At 54.0% G+C, this 16958-nt stretch carries 12 protein-coding genes; 6 read left to right on the top strand and 6 right to left on the bottom strand.

Going from position 1 to position 16958, the window contains the following annotated elements:
* Nucleotides 1–5: 5 nt before the first annotated feature.
* On the bottom strand, nt 6–1643 hold the full coding sequence (locus tag OGV93_RS11810; RefSeq protein ID WP_225836947.1) for a ShlB/FhaC/HecB family hemolysin secretion/activation protein: 1638 nt from the start codon (nt 1641–1643) through the stop codon (nt 6–8).
* Nucleotides 1644–2056: 413 nt separating this feature from the next.
* Between OGV93_RS11810 and OGV93_RS11805 the strand changes: the two genes are divergently transcribed.
* Nucleotides 2057–2656: a hypothetical protein gene (locus OGV93_RS11805; protein ID WP_287109594.1), complete on the top strand. Its 600-nt coding sequence runs from the start codon at nt 2057–2059 to the stop codon at nt 2654–2656.
* Between the two features lie 33 nt (nt 2657–2689).
* On the opposite strand, the gene OGV93_RS11800 is transcribed toward OGV93_RS11805, so the two are convergent.
* Nucleotides 2690–3298, bottom strand: a complete 609-nt coding sequence (locus OGV93_RS11800; protein ID WP_101700588.1) for a class I SAM-dependent DNA methyltransferase — start codon at nt 3296–3298, stop codon at nt 2690–2692.
* A gap of 164 nt (nt 3299–3462) precedes the next feature.
* Here OGV93_RS11800 and OGV93_RS11795 point away from each other — a divergent pair, with 164 nt between their 5' ends.
* The 4 genes from OGV93_RS11795 to OGV93_RS11780 all read left to right on the top strand — a co-directional run bounded on the left by OGV93_RS11795 (nt 3463) and on the right by OGV93_RS11780 (nt 9484).
* The gene (locus OGV93_RS11795; RefSeq protein ID WP_287109606.1) at nt 3463–4545 is read left to right on the top strand and encodes a LacI family DNA-binding transcriptional regulator; all 1083 of its coding nucleotides are present in this window, start codon (nt 3463–3465) and stop codon (nt 4543–4545) included.
* Nucleotides 4546–4666: 121 nt separating this feature from the next.
* Nucleotides 4667–7750 carry a beta-galactosidase gene (locus tag OGV93_RS11790; protein WP_287109593.1) on the top strand — a complete coding sequence of 1028 codons (3084 nt, stop codon included), beginning with the start codon at nt 4667–4669 and terminating at the stop codon, nt 7748–7750.
* A gap of 52 nt (nt 7751–7802) precedes the next feature.
* The gene (locus OGV93_RS11785; protein ID WP_046275623.1) at nt 7803–9056 is read left to right on the top strand and encodes an MFS transporter; all 1254 of its coding nucleotides are present in this window, start codon (nt 7803–7805) and stop codon (nt 9054–9056) included.
* 155 nt (nt 9057–9211) lie between these two features.
* Nucleotides 9212–9484 (top strand): YceK/YidQ family lipoprotein, encoded by a 273-nt coding sequence (locus OGV93_RS11780; protein WP_016151950.1) that lies wholly within the window; start codon nt 9212–9214, stop codon nt 9482–9484.
* 44 nt (nt 9485–9528) lie between these two features.
* Here the strand turns inward: OGV93_RS11780 and prpE are convergent, their stop codons facing one another.
* From prpE to prpB, 4 genes are all read right to left on the bottom strand, one after another.
* Nucleotides 9529–11415 carry a propionate--CoA ligase gene (gene prpE / locus OGV93_RS11775; RefSeq protein ID WP_200083787.1) on the bottom strand — a complete coding sequence of 629 codons (1887 nt, stop codon included), beginning with the start codon at nt 11413–11415 and terminating at the stop codon, nt 9529–9531.
* Nucleotides 11416–11454: 39 nt separating this feature from the next.
* Entirely contained in the window at nt 11455–12906 is a 1452-nt protein-coding gene (locus OGV93_RS11770; protein ID WP_016155798.1) for a bifunctional 2-methylcitrate dehydratase/aconitate hydratase, read from the bottom strand.
* Between the two features lie 37 nt (nt 12907–12943).
* The gene (gene prpC, locus OGV93_RS11765; protein ID WP_047497899.1) at nt 12944–14113 is read right to left on the bottom strand and encodes a bifunctional 2-methylcitrate synthase/citrate synthase; all 1170 of its coding nucleotides are present in this window, start codon (nt 14111–14113) and stop codon (nt 12944–12946) included.
* A gap of 80 nt (nt 14114–14193) precedes the next feature.
* Entirely contained in the window at nt 14194–15075 is an 882-nt protein-coding gene (gene prpB / locus OGV93_RS11760) for a methylisocitrate lyase (RefSeq protein WP_046275625.1), read from the bottom strand.
* A 251-nt stretch (nt 15076–15326) separates the two neighbouring features.
* Between prpB and prpR the strand changes: the two genes are divergently transcribed.
* A complete protein-coding gene (gene prpR, locus OGV93_RS11755; protein ID WP_287109592.1) occupies nt 15327–16937 on the top strand; it encodes a propionate catabolism operon regulatory protein PrpR in 1611 nt (536 codons plus the stop codon).
* Nucleotides 16938–16958 lie beyond the last annotated feature (21 nt).

Here is a 16958-nt window from a genome sequence, read left to right as displayed (position 1 = left end):
ATTCCTTAAAATGCCACCGCAACGCGGTAATACACATTGAGATGATCCGGCGCCAGCCAGTCCGGATAGTTAACTGGCGTTCCTACGGTAAACTGACTGGAAAACCAGCGCCCTGAACTGGTTAATCCCAGCGCAGCCCCCCACAACGTGCCGGAGGCATAGCTATCAACGTTATCCTGTTTCAGCCAGCCGCCGTCGAATGCCGCTATCGCGCCAATCTGTCCCAGCACCGGCAGCGTAAATAGCGAATAATTCACTTCATTGCGCCAGTAGCCGCCGTTATCTCCAGAAATGTACTGTTCTTTAAAACCGCGAACGGAGGTTTCTCCGCCCAGCGTCAGGCGTTCACTTCCATAGAGTCGGTCTGGAGACCATTGAAAATACACGCTGCTTAGCCACCACAGTTTCTCTGCCAACGGGCGCTGGAAACTACCGCTGACGCTCCATTTGCGAAATTCCGCCCTTGGCACATCACCCTGTTTATCGTTGTCATCCTCTGCGCCAAACCATGGCACGCCCTGGGTGAATGAAGGGTTAAACGTCGCAACGCCGGAAGCAATTTTTTGCGTATGGTTGATGCCCAGCGAAACGCTGGAAAGCTTGCGACTACTGGTTTCCAGCAGGATATCATTCAATTTGTTACGGTTAATTCGATGCGTCAAACCCAGCGATGCAGCGGTTTTGACATCACCATTGCGAAACAAAACCCAGGATCCGTTCAGACGATGGGTTTCGCTATCTCCGGTGGAACGCCAGGCATAACCATTGTTATCAATCGTGCTGAGGTAGTTACTCCAGCTGTAGTTGTAATCAAGCAGTCCGTAGCCGTAAGGAATACTCACGCCGGCCGCAAAGTTCTGCGCATCTTTGCTGCTGGAAAAATCGCTACTGCGTCCGCCGCTAATAAACCATTTATCCGCCAGGCCGAGCATATTATTGAAAAATAGCGCACCACTGAGCTGTCCGGTTCCGGTGCTCTTTTGTCCACTGTTATCAAAACTAACTGAGCCATTGAGTGGAAATTCAGGCGTGGCGGTGAGGTTAACTATTGAGAACCCCTGCTGACTGCCCGGCAAAATTTCAATTTCCACCGGCGTCTGGCGAACCCGGTTCAACTGCTCCATCCCCTGTTCAATGTCACGCAGATTGAGAATTTTTCCTTCCATTCCGGGAAAGGTCATCAGCAGAGTGCGCGATGGGACGCCTTCCAGACGTATTTGCTGCAATTTACCCTCAAGCACCGCAATGTGCAGCACCCCGGATGAGAGATCCTGTTCGGTTAAAAAGGCACGACTGGTGATGTAGCCTCGACTGATATACCAGTCGGAAATTGCATTTGTCAGTTCCGTAAGGCGGGGAATATTCAGGCATTGATTCACCCATGGCGCGGTAAGCTTTGCCGAGGCAGCGGCGGACAACTTCGTTGCGCCGTCAATATCAATACGCGAAATCATAAAACACGGCCCTTCAGTCTGGGCTGGCGTTTTCGGCGTTACGATTTCGGGTAGCGTAACGCTACGCTCCAGCTCTTCACGCTGGCGCTGGTTTTCATTAAGTCGCTGCTGCTGTTGCTGCTGAATGGTATTCCGATCCGCAGGAGAGAGTGGCGCCGCAGAAACAGTTGTGAACGGCAAAATTAACATCCCAATTAATATTGCCAACTTTCTTTCATCCCTGAACTTCACCCCCCCCCCCATAAAAGTACGAAAGCGAACTTGACTGTAAAGCACAGCCGATCCTTGTAAAAAAGCACAAAATGTAAACAAAAGTAAAGACATTAAGTGCTATTTCACTTCATTCCAATTGCATTTTAGGATTTCTTATGCTCTTAAGTTAAATTATTCTTACTCTGTTGACCTAATCCCATCGCAAACCGCCCATTTACCCACATTAACGATCTGGACAATACGCTACGATGACGCCACTCGCATCGTGCTAACAGACACACCTCCCCGGCACTAAATAAGCGGAATCCGCAATACCTGGAAATTGTACTATTATCGCTTAACTTAATTGTCGTAAAGTAATAGCGTTAAAAAACATGGAATAATTAGAAATGAATACCAGCATAATTAAACCTTCCGCGATCGTTCTTTTCTTCCTTATTCTGGCAATACTCAATGGTTTTATTGCAACCCTGGGTTTATTCTTGTCGATTTATACCCTGTGTAAATTTCGTTCCGACGAATACAGCCCATATCAGTATTTTTTAGCAACCACCTCCCTTATTTTAACAATTATGCCTTTTGTTTTAATAGATCTCACCAAAACAGATGGGAAGGATTACTCTGCGCAAATAGATCTAGCGGTATTTAACAGCTCATCCCCTGAAACCTGCCCTACCATTAACGAGCACTTTCGTGACAGGTACGACACTGTTATAAAAAGAATCCCCTCTGCTTGTGGAACCGAGCGTATCAAGGATGTTGAATATTTGTCGAAGGGACTCTACATTACTTTCTATTCAGCAATTTTTTCCCCTGTCTCAGTCGCCGCATATTTCCTCCCACAACCAGAAGTCGTCAACACATGCCAAAAATACGTAAAAGAGTATGCTGAAATATGCTCTCCAATAAAAGGTTCAGAACTGGATCAAACAATAAATAAAATCCTTGAACTGAAGTTCCGGAATGTTAAAACAGCCACTGCAGAATAATATCAGGAGAAGGGAACGCTTAACGTTTAGAATTTAGCCACGTTTTTGCGCCAGCCAGATGGTATGCCCGGCGCAGTGCGGATCTTCCATCACCATCTCTACCACCACAAAACCGTGCGCTGACAGCAATGCGCGGTATTCATCCGGCGCGAGGCTGGCGTGAAACAGCGGTTCGCCCTCAAATTGCCCCATCGCGATACCGTTTTCCGTCCCGCTGGTAAACATCAGCGCGCTGCCGGGACGGCTGAGTCGGTCAAAAATCGGGAACATCTTTTGCTGATCCTGCTGAGTTAAATGGAAAAAGCTGTCCCAGGCGATCAGACCATCGAAAGTCTCGTTAAGTCCCAGCTCGCGCATATCCTGCTCCAGCCAGCGCTGTGCGGGAAAAGTGTGCCGGGCCCGCGCCAGCATCGCCGCAGAACCATCAATTCCCGTAAGCTGAAAGCCTTGCTGAATAAAATAACCAGCAATCGGCTGACCGTTGCCGCAGCCAATATCCACAATGCTGCCCTGTCCGCCCATCACGGTGATGAACTTATCCAGCCAGCTTTTCTCGAACAGTGCGCGTGAACGCTGGCTGGCAAAGGCCTCCGCATGACGTTGGTAGATGGACAGAATGTTGTTTGCCGCAGAGTCGCTCACGATGTCCTCACTTTTTTATGCTGTTAAGCATCACGACGATAAATCCTCCAGCACACGATCCGCAACCCTGGAATGCGCCTCGCAGAACCAATGCGCAAATACCCCAAAACCGTCCCGCTGTGGCATCATAGCGCGCAGATAACGTCATGACAGGGGTGATAAACGTGAAACCGGTAACGCTATACGATGTGGCAGACCATGCAGGAGTCTCTTACCAGACCGTCTCGCGCGTCGTGAATCAGGCCAGCCACGTTTCCGCAAAAACCCGACAGAAAGTTGAGGCCGCGATGGCGGAGCTCAATTACATCCCCAACCGTGTCGCACAGCAGCTGGCGGGCAAACAGACGCCGCTGATTGGCGTCGTGACGGCGAACCTTGCCCTGCACGCCCCCTCGCAAATCGTTGCCGCCATAAAATCCCGCGCCGACCAGTCCGGGGCCAGCGTGGTGATCGCCATGGTCGAACGTAGCGGCGTTGAGGCATGTAAAGCCGCAGTCCACAACCTGCTTTCTCAACGCGTAACCGGGCTTATCATCAACTACCCGCTGGATGAAGAAGACGCCATTGCCGTGGCTGCCGCCTGCGGTACGGTGCCGGTGCTGTTTCTCGATGTCTCAGATCAGACGCCAATTAACAGCGTGATTTTCTCCCATGACGACGGCGCACGTCTCGGCGTTGAACATCTGGTGCAGCATGGGCATCAGCGTATCGCCCTGCTGAGCGGGCCACACACTTCGGTTTCGGCAAGGCTTCGCCATGCGGGGTGGCATAAATATCTGGCACACTACCAGCTGCAACCCACCGCGGAGCTGGAAGGCGACTGGAGCGCGATGTCAGGTTTTCAGCAAACGCTGCATATGCTTAATAATGGTAATCTCCCCACCGCCATGCTGGTCGCTAACGATCAAATGGCGCTGGGCGCGATGCGGGCAATCAGTGAGTTCGGTCTGCGGGTGGCGGTTGATATCTCGGTGATCGGCTACGATGACACCGAAGACAGCGCCTGCTACATCCCACCACTGACCACCATCAGGCAGGATTTTCCGTTACTGGGTGAAACCAGCGTCGACAGACTGCTGCAACTTCCCCGCGGGACCTCAAGCGTGGGCAACCAACTGCTGCCCGTAACCCTGGTTAAGCGCAATACGGTTCTGCCTCCCGATACGCAAACCCTCTCACCCCAGGTGCTGGCCGACTCACTGATCCAGCTAGCGCGGCAAGTTTCGCAGCTCACACCCAAATTGTGAACGCATAACAATTGTGTGAGTCAGTTCACTCATTGAGCGCCCCGTCCTTTACAGTTGGGATCGCTTATTCGTATTTTGATTGAAATTGTGAGCGAATAACAAATTCAAACAGGATACCGTTATGAACCTGAACACAGATTCACTCTCCGCTGTACTGGCCCGCCGTGACTGGGAAAATCCCGGCGTCACGCAGCTCAACCGCCTGGAGGCGCACCCGCCGTTTTGTAGCTGGCGCTCAGCGGATGATGCGCGCACCAATCAGCGATCAACTCAGTTACGCTCGCTGAATGGCAAGTGGCAGTTCGCCTGGTTTTCCGCGCCTAAGGCCGTGCCGGAAAGCTGGCTGACAAGCGATCTGCCACAGGCTGATACTGTCAACGTCCCCTCTAACTGGCAGATGGACGGTTACGACGCGCCAATTTATACCAACGTAACCTACCCGATCCCGGTTAACCCCCCGTACGTTCCAGCGCAGAATCCGACAGGATGTTACTCGCTCACATTTAATATCGAAGACGCGTGGTTAGATGAAGGTCAGACGCGCATTATTTTTGACGGGGTGAATTCCGCGTTTCATTTGTGGTGCAATGGTCGCTGGGTTGGCTACGGTCAGGACAGCCGCCTGCCGTCTGAATTCGATCTTAGCGATTATCTGCTGCCAGGAGAAAACCGCCTGGCAGTGATGGTGCTGCGCTGGAGCGACGGCAGTTATCTGGAAGACCAGGACATGTGGCGCATGAGCGGGATCTTTCGCGATGTATCTTTGCTGCATAAGCCCACTACGCAAATCCGCGACCTGCGCATTAACACCCGTTTTAACGACGATTTCAGCCGCGCCACGCTGGAAACAGAAGTCAGAGTGGCGGGCAACGAGTGCGAAGATTTACGCGTCACCCTGCAATTGTGGGACGGTGAAACGCTCACTCACGAAACGACTTCCCCGCTCGGCAGCGAAATTATTGATGAACGCGGCGCTTATCATGATCGGGTTACCCTGCGTCTGAACGTCGAAAACCCGGCGCTGTGGAGTGCCGAAACGCCTAATCTGTACCGCGCTGTGGTCCAGTTACGTACCGCTGACGGAGTGCTGATTGAAGCGGAAGCCTGTGATGTCGGCTTTCGTCAGGTTCGTATTGAAAACGGCCTGCTGTTACTCAACGGTAAGCCGCTGTTGATTCGCGGCACCAACCGTCATGAGCACCATCCGGTCAACGGTCAGGTGATGGACGAGGCGACGATGGTGCAGGATATTCTGCTGATGAAGCAGAATAACTTTAACGCCGTGCGCTGCTCCCATTACCCGAACCATCCATTGTGGTACACCCTGTGCGATCGCTACGGCCTGTATGTGGTCGACGAAGCCAACATTGAAACCCACGGCATGGTGCCGATGAATCGCCTCACCGACGATCCCGCATGGCTGCCAGCCATGAGCCAGCGCGTCACGCGCATGGTGCAACGCGATCGCAACCACCCGAGCATCATCATCTGGTCACTGGGCAATGAATCCGGGCATGGCGCCAACCATGACGCGCTCTACCGCTGGATAAAATCAGAAGATCCGTCCCGCCCGGTACAGTATGAAGGCGGCGGCGCAAATACCACGGCGACCGACATTATTTGCCCGATGTACGCCCGCGTCGATCAGGATCAGCCCTTCCCCGCGGTACCCAAATGGTCGATTAAAAAGTGGCTGTCGATGCCCGGCGAACAGCGTCCGCTGATCCTCTGCGAATACGCCCACGCCATGGGCAACAGTTTTGGCGGCTTCGCCAAATACTGGCAAGCGTTCCGTCAATTTCCGCGCCTACAGGGCGGGTTTGTCTGGGACTGGGTAGATCAGTCGCTGATTAAATATGATGAGAACGGCAAGGCATGGTCTGCCTACGGTGGTGATTTTGGCGACACGCCTAACGATCGTCAGTTTTGCATGAACGGCCTGGTGTTCGCCGATCGCACCCCGCATCCGGCATTATACGAGGCCAAACATGTGCAGCAGTTTTTCCAGTTTACGCTGCTGCCGGGACCCAAACGCCAGATTGAAGTAACCAGCGAATATCTGTTCCGCCACAGCGATAACGAAGTTCTGCACTGGTCGATTGCCCAGGATGGCAACCCGCTGGCCGCCGGAGAAATCGTGTTGGATATCGCCCCACAGAGTCGCCAGGTGATTACCCTGCCAGATGTCCCGCTGCCGGAAACCGCCGGCCAGCTATGGCTAACGGTACGCGTAGAGCAACCTCAGGCCACCGCATGGTCAGATGCCGGGCACATTAGCGCCTGGCAGCAATGGAAGCTGGAAGAGAAACTCAGCCTGGCGCCACGGCCAATTGCCCGTACCGCACCACTGCTGAACGTGAGCGAAAACACCTTTACTGTTGAGATCAACGACAAGCGCTGGCAATTCGACCGTCAGTCTGGCCTGCTGACACAGTACTGGATTGGCGACGCAGCCCAGCTGTTAACCCCGCTTACTGACCAGTTCACCCGCGCGCCGCTGGACAACGACATCGGCGTGAGCGAGTCAACCCGCATCGACCCTAACGCCTGGGTCGAACGCTGGAAAGCCGCCGGTCATTATCTGGTCGAAGCAACGTTACTGCACTGTGCTGCCGACACGCTGAGCAATGCGGTACTGATCGCCACCGAACATGCGTGGCAGTATCAGGGCGAAACGCTGTTCGTCAGCCGAAAAAGCTATCGCATTAACGGCAATGGTGAAATGCAGATAACGGTGGATGTCGACGTCGCCAGCGGCACACCACATCCGGCCCGCATCGGCCTGAGCTGCCAGCTGGCGCAGATCGCTGAGCGCGTGAACTGGTTAGGTCTCGGCCCACATGAGAACTACCCGGATCGCCTGAGCGCCGCCTGTTTTGATCGTTGGGATTTGTCGCTTGATGAGATGTACACCCCGTATGTTTTCCCTGGCGAAAACGGTCTGCGCTGCAACACGCGTGAGCTACGCTACGGCGCGCATCAATGGCGAGGGGACTTCCTGTTCAACATCAGCCGTTTTAGCCAGAAGCAACTGATGGAAACCAGCCACCGCCATCTGCTGCAACCGGAGGCAGGTACCTGGGTCAATATTGATGGCTTCCATATGGGCGTGGGCGGTGACGACTCCTGGAGTCCTTCCGTTTCACCAGAGTTCCTGCTGAGTGCCGGACGCTACCACTACCAGCTGGTCTGGGGTCAAAAATAATAATAATCGGGCAGGTTCCCCCCTGCCCGCATTCATCGTAAGGAAGTCCATTATGTATTATTTGAAAAACACTAACTTTTGGATGTTCGGCTTCTTCTTTTTCTTTTACTTTTTCATTATGGGTGCCTATTTCCCCTTCTTCCCTATCTGGTTACACGATGTAAACCATATCAGTAAAGGTGACACCGGGATCATTTTCGCCTGTATTTCACTATTTTCATTATTATTCCAGCCTGTTTTCGGACTGCTTTCCGATAAGCTTGGCCTGCGTAAACACCTGCTGTGGGTAATTACCGGAATGCTGGTAATGTTTGCCCCGTTCTTTATTTACGTCTTTGGCCCGTTATTACAGGTTAATATTTTACTGGGTTCGATTGTCGGCGGGATTTACCTTGGCTTTATCTACAATGCCGGCGCCCCAGCGATTGAAGCCTATATTGAAAAAGCCAGCCGCCGAAGCAATTTTGAATTTGGTCGCGCGCGCATGTTTGGCTGCGTAGGCTGGGCGCTGTGTGCCTCGATTGCCGGGATTATGTTCACCATCAATAACCAGTTTGTCTTCTGGTTAGGTTCAGGCTGTGCGGTCATTCTGGCATTGCTGCTGCTCTTTTCAAAAACAGATGTCCCTTCTTCTGCAAAAGTTGCGGATGCGGTAGGCGCCAACAACTCAGCATTCAGTCTGAAGCTGGCGCTGGAGTTATTTAAACAACCGAAACTCTGGTTCCTCTCCCTGTACGTGGTCGGCGTTTCCTGTACGTATGATGTGTTTGACCAGCAGTTCGCCAACTTCTTTACCTCGTTCTTTGCCACCGGCGAACAGGGTACCCGTGTGTTTGGCTACGTCACGACCATGGGGGAATTACTTAATGCCTCTATCATGTTCTTTGCGCCGCTGATTGTGAACCGCATTGGCGGAAAGAACGCCCTACTGCTGGCCGGTACGATAATGTCGGTGCGGATCATCGGCTCCTCCTTCGCCACCTCTGCGCTGGAGGTCGTCATTCTCAAAACGCTGCATATGTTTGAAATACCGTTCCTGATCGTCGGTTGCTTCAAATACATCACCAGTCAGTTTGAAGTGCGCTTCTCGGCCACAATTTACCTGGTGTGCTTCTGTTTCTTCAAACAGTTAGCAATGATTTTCATGTCAGTTCTGGCCGGAAAAATGTATGAGAGTATTGGTTTCCAGGGGGCGTATCTGGTGCTGGGGATAATTGCGCTAAGCTTCACGTTGATTTCCGTATTTACCCTAAGTGGACCGGGGCCGTTTTCTCTGCTGCGTCGTCGCGAAAGCGTCACGCTGTAAAAGCCTCTTTGCCGGATACACCACTCACGTGGTTTATCCGGCCTTCGATGTGCCATCCTCACACGATGAGTCCTGACCTGGTGGTTTAAGTTCCGAGGACAACACGCCGCTTTTTTATCGTTATGGTAAAACGGGGCGAGAAGCCAGGTCATAGCATGAGCAAAAAGACGGTTGCGGTAACAACGCTCTTTATCAGCGTATTACTTACAGGATGTGGCAGCATTGATGCGCGCACGGCAGGCGAGGATTCAGATACGTATTACGTGGGTATGCGCCATGATATTGATAAACTAAAAAACCCGGGCGCTTACGATTATAACTATTTCGATTTAGCGCTGTTATTTGTTGATGTGCCGTTATCGTTCGTGGCCGATACGGTTTATGCGCCATTTGATTACTATCACGGGCCGTATAAGAAAGTTGATTAGAACGTAGGCCCGGTAAGCATTGCGCCACCGGGCATCACACGACGTTACTCCTCGATCGCCTGACGGATTTGCTGCAACGATGCGGGATCGTCAATGGTCGTCAGATCGCCAGGATCGCGGCCTTCGCAGATCGCCTGAATCGTCCGTCTGAGCATTTTGCCGGAGCGTGTTTTCGGCAGTTGCGACACAAACCAGACGTGCGCCGGACGACCAAAATTACCAATTTGACTATCCACCAGCGCCATAATCGCCTTCTCTTCCGAATGGGCAATGTCGCTGTCTTCCAGACTGTCGCTCTGTTTTGGAATAACAAACGCGACCGCCACCTGCCCTTTCAGCGCATCCTTCACGCCAACTACCGCCACTTCGGCGACGTTTGGATAGCTGGAAATACTCTCCTCTATCTCGCGCGTCCCCAGCCGGTGTCCGGCCACGTTGATCACGTCATCCGTACGGCCCAGAATGAAGTAATAGCCATCGGCATCGCGAATGCCCCAGTCAAAGGTGGCGTACACCTGGCGGGAAAACAGTGACCAATAGGTATTCACAAACCGCGCGTCATCCCCCCAGATAGTCTGAATACAGCCCGGCGGCAGCGGCCCTTCAATCACCAGCATCCCCTTCTCGTTCGCCGCACAAGGTTCACCGGTCACCTCATTGAGCAACTGCACGTTATAGCCGTACATCGGCACGCCAGGGCTGCCCAGCCGCGACGGTCGGTCGTCCAGCCCGCGGGCGATAGCCATAATCGGCCAGCCGGATTCAGTCTGCCAATAGTTGTCGATAACCGGTACGCCCAGCGTTTCCGTTACCCAACTGGCGGTCGGTTCGTCCAGCGGCTCACCCGCCAGATACAGCACCTCCAGCGAGGAGAGATCGTGATTGCGGATTTGCGCGGTCGGGAATTTTTTCAGCACGCGGATGGCGGTCGGGGCCGAGAACATCCGGCTGACCTGATACTTCTCAACAATTTTCCACCATACGCCGCAGTCCGGATACGTTGGCAGCCCTTCGTAAACCACCGTCGCCATCCCCGCCAGCAGCGGGGCATACACGATATAGGAATGCCCAACCACCCAGCCGATATCCGACGCGCAGAAGAACACGCCGCCCGCTTTGCCGCCGAAAATGGTGTCCATCGAGGTCGCCAGCGCGACCGCATAGCCACCAACGTCGCGCTGGACGCCTTTCGGTTTACCGGTTGTCCCGGAGGTGTAGAGAATGCAGGACGTTTCGTTCGACTCCAGCCAGACAACCGGCACCCGTGCGCCGAGATGCTGTTGGCGTAGCGCGGCAAAGTTGAGGTCACGCCCCTCCACCCGCGCCATTTTCGCCAGACCGCGGTCGACCAGCACCACATGACGCGGCTGATGCTGAGCCTGATCGATCGCATCATCGAGTAGCTTTTTATAAGGCAGGGTCTTGCCGCCGCGCGCCCCGGCATCCGCCGAAACGATAACCACTGGTAGGGCGTCGTCGATGCGCGCCGCCACGCTGTGCGAAGCGAAACCACCGAACACCACCGAATGGATCGCCCCAATGCGTGCGCAGGCCAGCAGCGTAATGTGCGCTTCGGCGATCATCGGCATATAAACCAGTACCCGATCCCCGCGCTGTACGCCGAGCGACAACAGCATCGCTGCCACAACATTCACTTCGTCATACAGCTGACGAAAGGTAAACGTGCGTTCTTCTTCGGTTTCTGATGACACCGCAATCAGCGCCAGCGCCTCGGGCTGTTTCTCCAGCCAGCGGTCGATGGCGTTATGGCACAGATTGGTCGTCCCGCCGCAAAACCAGCGGGCAAACGGCGGATTGCTGTGGTCCAGTACCTGCGTATACGGCTGCTGCCAGTCAATACGCTGGGCCTGCTCGGCCCAGAACGACTCCGGCTGCGCAATAGAACGTTGATAAAACTCGCTATAAGACATAATGCTCTCCTGTTGAACTTACGCCTGATGAGTCGGGTTTCAGATAACAAACAAATCCATATACTCATTGACCGGCATCTGCTCCAGGCGAGTTCTGTCCAGGGAGACATCCAGAATGCGCTGCTGCTGACGGGTCGGGAACTGACGCGCCAGGTTGATTTTGAACTTCTCGACCAGCTTCGGCATCCCGTCGTTACGACGGCGCGCATGGCCGATTGGGTACTCCACCACCACTTCTTCAAAACGTGAGCCGTCGGTGAATTCCAGGGTGATGGCATTCGCGATGGCGCGTTTTTCAGGATCGTGGTAATCGGCTGTAAAGGCCGGATCTTCAAAGCAGTTGATCTTCTCGCGCAGGGCATCAATGCGTTTGTCCTGCGCCACGCCGTCTTCATAATCTGCCGCGGTTAAGCGCCCGAACAGCAGCGGAATGGCGACCATATACTGGATGCAGTGATCGCGATCCGCCGGGTTATTCAGCGGGCCTTTTTTATCGATGATGCGGATACAGGCTTCGTGCGTACGAATGGTCACTTTTTCGATATCCGCTGCCGTTTTCCCTGCAGCCTGTAGCTGCTCGTACAGCGTCATCGCCGCCTCTACCGCAGTCTGCGAGTGGAACTCGGCCGGGAAGGAGATTTTAAACAGCACGTTTTCCATCACATAAGAGCCGTACGGGCGCTGGAAGCGGAACGATTCGCCTTTGAAAGAGACGTCATAAAAGCCCCAGGTTTTCGCCGTCAGCGCAGACGGATACCCCATCTCACCGGTTTTCGCCATCAGTGCCAGACGTACCGCGCGCGAAGTTGCATCGCCAGCTGCCCAGGATTTACGCGTGCCGGTATTTGGCGCATGGCGATAGGTACGCAGCGACTGCCCGTCAACCCACGCCAGCGACACGGCGTTGAGGATTTCATCCCGGTTCAGGCCAAGCATCTCGGCGACCACCGCCGTCGAGGCCACTTTGACCAGCAGGACGTGATCGAGACCGACGCGGTTAAAAGAGTTTTCCAGCGCGATGCAGCCCTGAATTTCATGGGCTTTAATCATTCCGGTGAGCACTTTTTTCATGGTTAACGGCGCTTTCCCCACCGCTACCGCATTGCGTGACAGCCAGTCAGCCGTGGCCAGAATGCCGCCGAGGTTATCGGAAGGATGACCCCATTCCGCGGCCAGCCAGGTGTCGTTAAAGTCCAGCCAGCGGATCATCGCGCCGATGTTAAACGCCGCCTGCACCGGATCGAGCTGGAACTGGGTGCCCGGAACGCGCACGCCGTTCGGCACCACAGTCCCTGGGACTACCGGCCCCAGCAGTTTTTTACAGGCCGGATATTCCAGCGCTTCCAGGCCGCAGCCTAAGGTATCAAGCAGGCAATAATGCGCGGTGTCATACGCTACCGTCGAAGTGATCTCGTAATTCATGACGTAATCAACAATATCAACGATTTCACGGTCAAATTCCGGGCGGACGTTCGAAATATGTGCAGACATAACAAGGGTTCCTGTTTTTATATTTAGAGGTTTTGCATTAGCAACGCTGATCTATCGCGACAAAGACACGATCTTCCGGGCCGGTGTAATTGGCGGAAGGACGGATAATTTTGTTGTCCTGGCGCTGTTCAATGATGTGCGCCGCCCAGCCGGTGACGCGGGCGATGACAAACAGCGGTGTGAACATTTCAGTCGGGACGCCCATCATGTTGTAGGAGACAGCCGAGAACCAGTCGAGGTTGGGGAACATCTTTTTCGTTTCCCACATCACGTCTTCCAGACGGTCGGCGATGTTGTACATTTTCAGCGAACCGCCTTCCTGAGAAAGCTGTTTCGCCACGCGCTTTATCACCTGATGACGGGGGTCGGCGATGGTGTAAACCGGATGACCAAAGCCAATCACCACTTCTTTGTTTTCAACGCGTTTACGGATATCCGCTTCCGCTTCGTCTGGCGTTTCGTAGCGCTGTTGGATCTCCAGCGATACTTCATTCGCCCCGCCGTGTTTCGGACCACGCAATGCGCCAATCGCGCCGATAATCGCGGAATACATATCGGATCCGGTCCCTGCAATCACGCGGCTGGTGAAGGTGGAGGCGTTGAATTCGTGTTCGGCATACAGCACCAGCGAAATATGCATCGCTTTTTCCCAGCTTCGCGACGGCTTTTCGCCATGCAGCAGATGCAGGAAGTGGCCGCCAATGGAATCATCGTCAGTTTCCGGCTGAATACGCTCGCCGTTATGGCTGTAGTGATACCAGTACAGGAGAATAGAACTGAGCGATGCCAGCAGCTTGTCGGCAATATCGCGTGCGCCGGAGACGGTATGCCCTTCTTTTTCCGGCAACGTACAGCCCAGCGCGGAGACGCCGGTGCGCATCACGTCCATCGGGTGCGAGGCAGCAGGCAGCGCTTCCAGGACGGTACGCACGTTTGCGGGCAGTCCGCGCAGCGCTTTTAATTTGATTTTATAGGCGGTGAGCTCATCACGGGTGGGCAATTTCCCGTGGATCAGCAGGTGCGCGACTTCTTCAAATTCGCACTGCTGCGCCAGGTCGAGAATATCGTAGCCGCGATAGTGCAGGTCGTTACCGCTTTTGCCAACGGTACACAGCGCGGTATTTCCGGCTGCGACGCCTGACAGCGCAACCGATTTTTTAGGTTTAATGACATGGGTACTATTTTGCAGGATCGTTGTGTCGCTCATGTTGTCCTCGTCATTTTTATAATATGTAGGGTACAAATTTATTGCCGGATGGCGACTACGCCTTATCCGGCCTACGACGGTTACTTCTTGGTATACAACGCGTCGAGTTTCTCTTCGAACTGGTAGTAATTGATGCTTTCGTACAGCTCGTTGCGCGTCTGCATAATGTCGACAACGCTCTTTTGCGTTCCTTCCTGGCGCAGCACGTTGTAAACCTTTTCCGCAGCGCGGTTCATGGCGCGGAAGGCCGACAGTGGATACAGCGCCATCGCGACGTTCGCGCTGCGCAGTTCATCAGTGGTGAACAGTGGCGTAGCGCCAAATTCGGTAATGTTGGCGAGGATCGGCACCTGTACCGCATCGGCAAACTGACGGTACATGGCAAGCTCGGTAATGGCTTCCGGGAACAACATATCCGCGCCTGCTTCGACGTACGCCTGGGCACGATCGATGGCGGCCTCTAACCCTTCCACCGCCAATGCATCGGTCCGCGCCATGATCACAAAGTTGGGATCGGTACGCGCATCCACGGCGGCGCGGATCCTGTCGACCATCTCTTCTTTCGAGACGATCGCCTTGTTCGGGCGATGACCGCAGCGTTTGGCGCCGATCTGATCTTCAATATGCAGCGCGGCGGCACCGGCTTTGGAAATCGACTTCACGGTCCGCGCCACGTTGAAGGCTGACGATCCAAAACCGATATCCGCATCCACCAGCAATGGCAGCGGGCAAACATCAGTAATGCGGCGAATATCGGTTAGCACATCATCAAGGGTAGAAATACCGAGATCCGGCAGACCCAGAGACCCAGCCGCGACGCCGCCGCCGGAGAGATAAATCGCCTGATATCCGGCGCGTTGGGCCAGCAGAGCGTGGTTGGCGTTGATGGTGCCAACGATTTGTAATGGGTTTTCTTTGCTGAGCGCGGCGCGAAACGCCTGCCCTGGGGAGTGTAGAGACATATCCCGTCCTTTGTTATCAACTTGTTATCATTCGTTGATTTATTTAAAGCAAGGGGTATGCCAAAGACCTTAATTTTTAATTATTTTATATATTTACCTTTAAAAACAATATATTAAATTAAATTTTTGTATCTTTGTTGCACAAAAGCGTGTCAGCTATCGTTTCATGAAACGTTCCTTCACGTTTCATTGCAACATTCATGAAACACAACTAAACCCTAATACTCGGTGCCTTACTTTTTAGGATGGTTATGGCTGATACGCATCTTCCGCCGCGGGTGAATGACGACAAACCGGTTATCTGGACCGTTTCGGTCACGCGCCTGTTCGAACTGTTTCGCGACATCAGCCTGGAGTTCGACCACCTGGCAACCATCACCCCTATTCAGCTTGGTTTTGAAAAAGCGGTGACGTATATCCGCAAGAAGTTAGCCACCGAGCGTTGTGATGCCATCATTGCCGCGGGTTCCAACGGGGCGTATCTGAAAAGCCGTTTATCTATTCCGGTGATCCTGATTAAACCCAGCGGGTTTGACGTGCTACAGGCGCTGGCCAAAGCGGGAAAGCTCACCTCGTCGATTGGCGTCATTACCTATCAGGAAACCCTCCCCGCGCTGCTCGCTTTTCAAAAAACCTTCAATTTGCAGCTTGAACAGCGCAGCTATATCACGGAAGAAGATGCCCGTGGGCAAATCAACGAGCTGAAAGCCAGCGGCACGCAGGCGGTCGTGGGCGCGGGGTTGATTACCGACCTGGCTGAAGAAGCAGGCATGACCGGCATCTTTATCTATTCGGCGGCCACCGTGCGCCAGGCCTTTGTCGATGCGCTCGATATGACTCGTCTGACGCTGCGCAGAAACGGTCCGTACGTTTCCGGCGATACGCTGCGCACCCGCTATGCGCTGGGGGATATGCGCGGTCACTCGGCACAGATGGAACAGGTGCGGCACACCATTATGCTTTATGCCCGTTCGCGTGCGCCGGTGCTGATTCAGGGCGAAACCGGCACGGGCAAAGAGCTGGCGGCGCAGGCAATTCATCGTGAATTTTTCACCCGTCAGGAGAACCGGCGCGGTAAACCTTCGCCGCCGTTTGTTGCTGTCAACTGCGGGGCAATCACCGAATCATTACTGGAGGCGGAGCTGTTCGGCTATGAGGATGGCGCCTTTACCGGCTCCCGTCGGGGAGGACGCGCGGGCCTGTTTGAAATCGCCCACGGAGGAACGCTGTTTCTTGATGAGATAGGCGAAATGTCGCTGCCGTTACAAACCCGACTGCTGCGCGTACTGGAAGAAAAAGAGGTCACCCGGGTCGGTGGACATCAGCCGATTCCGGTCGATGTCCGGGTGATTAGCGCCACCCACTGTCATCTGGAGCAGGAGATAAAACAGGGAGAATTTCGCACCGATCTGTTTTATCGCCTGAGTATTTTGCGCCTCACGCTACCGCCGCTACGCGAGCGATTGCCCGATATCCTGCCGCTGGCGGAAGGCTTTTTAAAACAGTCGCTGGCGGAACTGGAGGTGCCGTTTTCTGAACCTGTGCGCAAGGGGCTGGGTCTGAGTCAACCGACGTTACTGAATTATGGCTGGCCTGGGAATATCCGTGAACTGCGTAATATGATGGAGCGCCTGGCGCTGTTTTTAAGCGTCGAGCCGCAGCCGGAGCTGAACGTACAATTCCTGCAGCAGCTGTTACCGGAACTGGCCGTTGCTGCTGACGCGCCGCAGGTATCCTCATCGCTCACGCCGCAGCAGGTGCTGGCGCAATTCAATGGCGATAAAACCGCGGCTGCACGATATCTCGGGGTAAGCCGAACCACCTTCTGGCGCAGATTAAAAGAAAACCCGCCGATACAATGACCGGCGGGTATCGTGATTTTT

It is taken from the genome of Citrobacter sp. Cb031, from assembly GCF_030336725.1.
In the GTDB taxonomy this organism is placed as follows: domain Bacteria; phylum Pseudomonadota; class Gammaproteobacteria; order Enterobacterales; family Enterobacteriaceae; genus Citrobacter; species Citrobacter braakii.
This window is presented reverse-complemented; position numbering and strand designations above follow the sequence as displayed.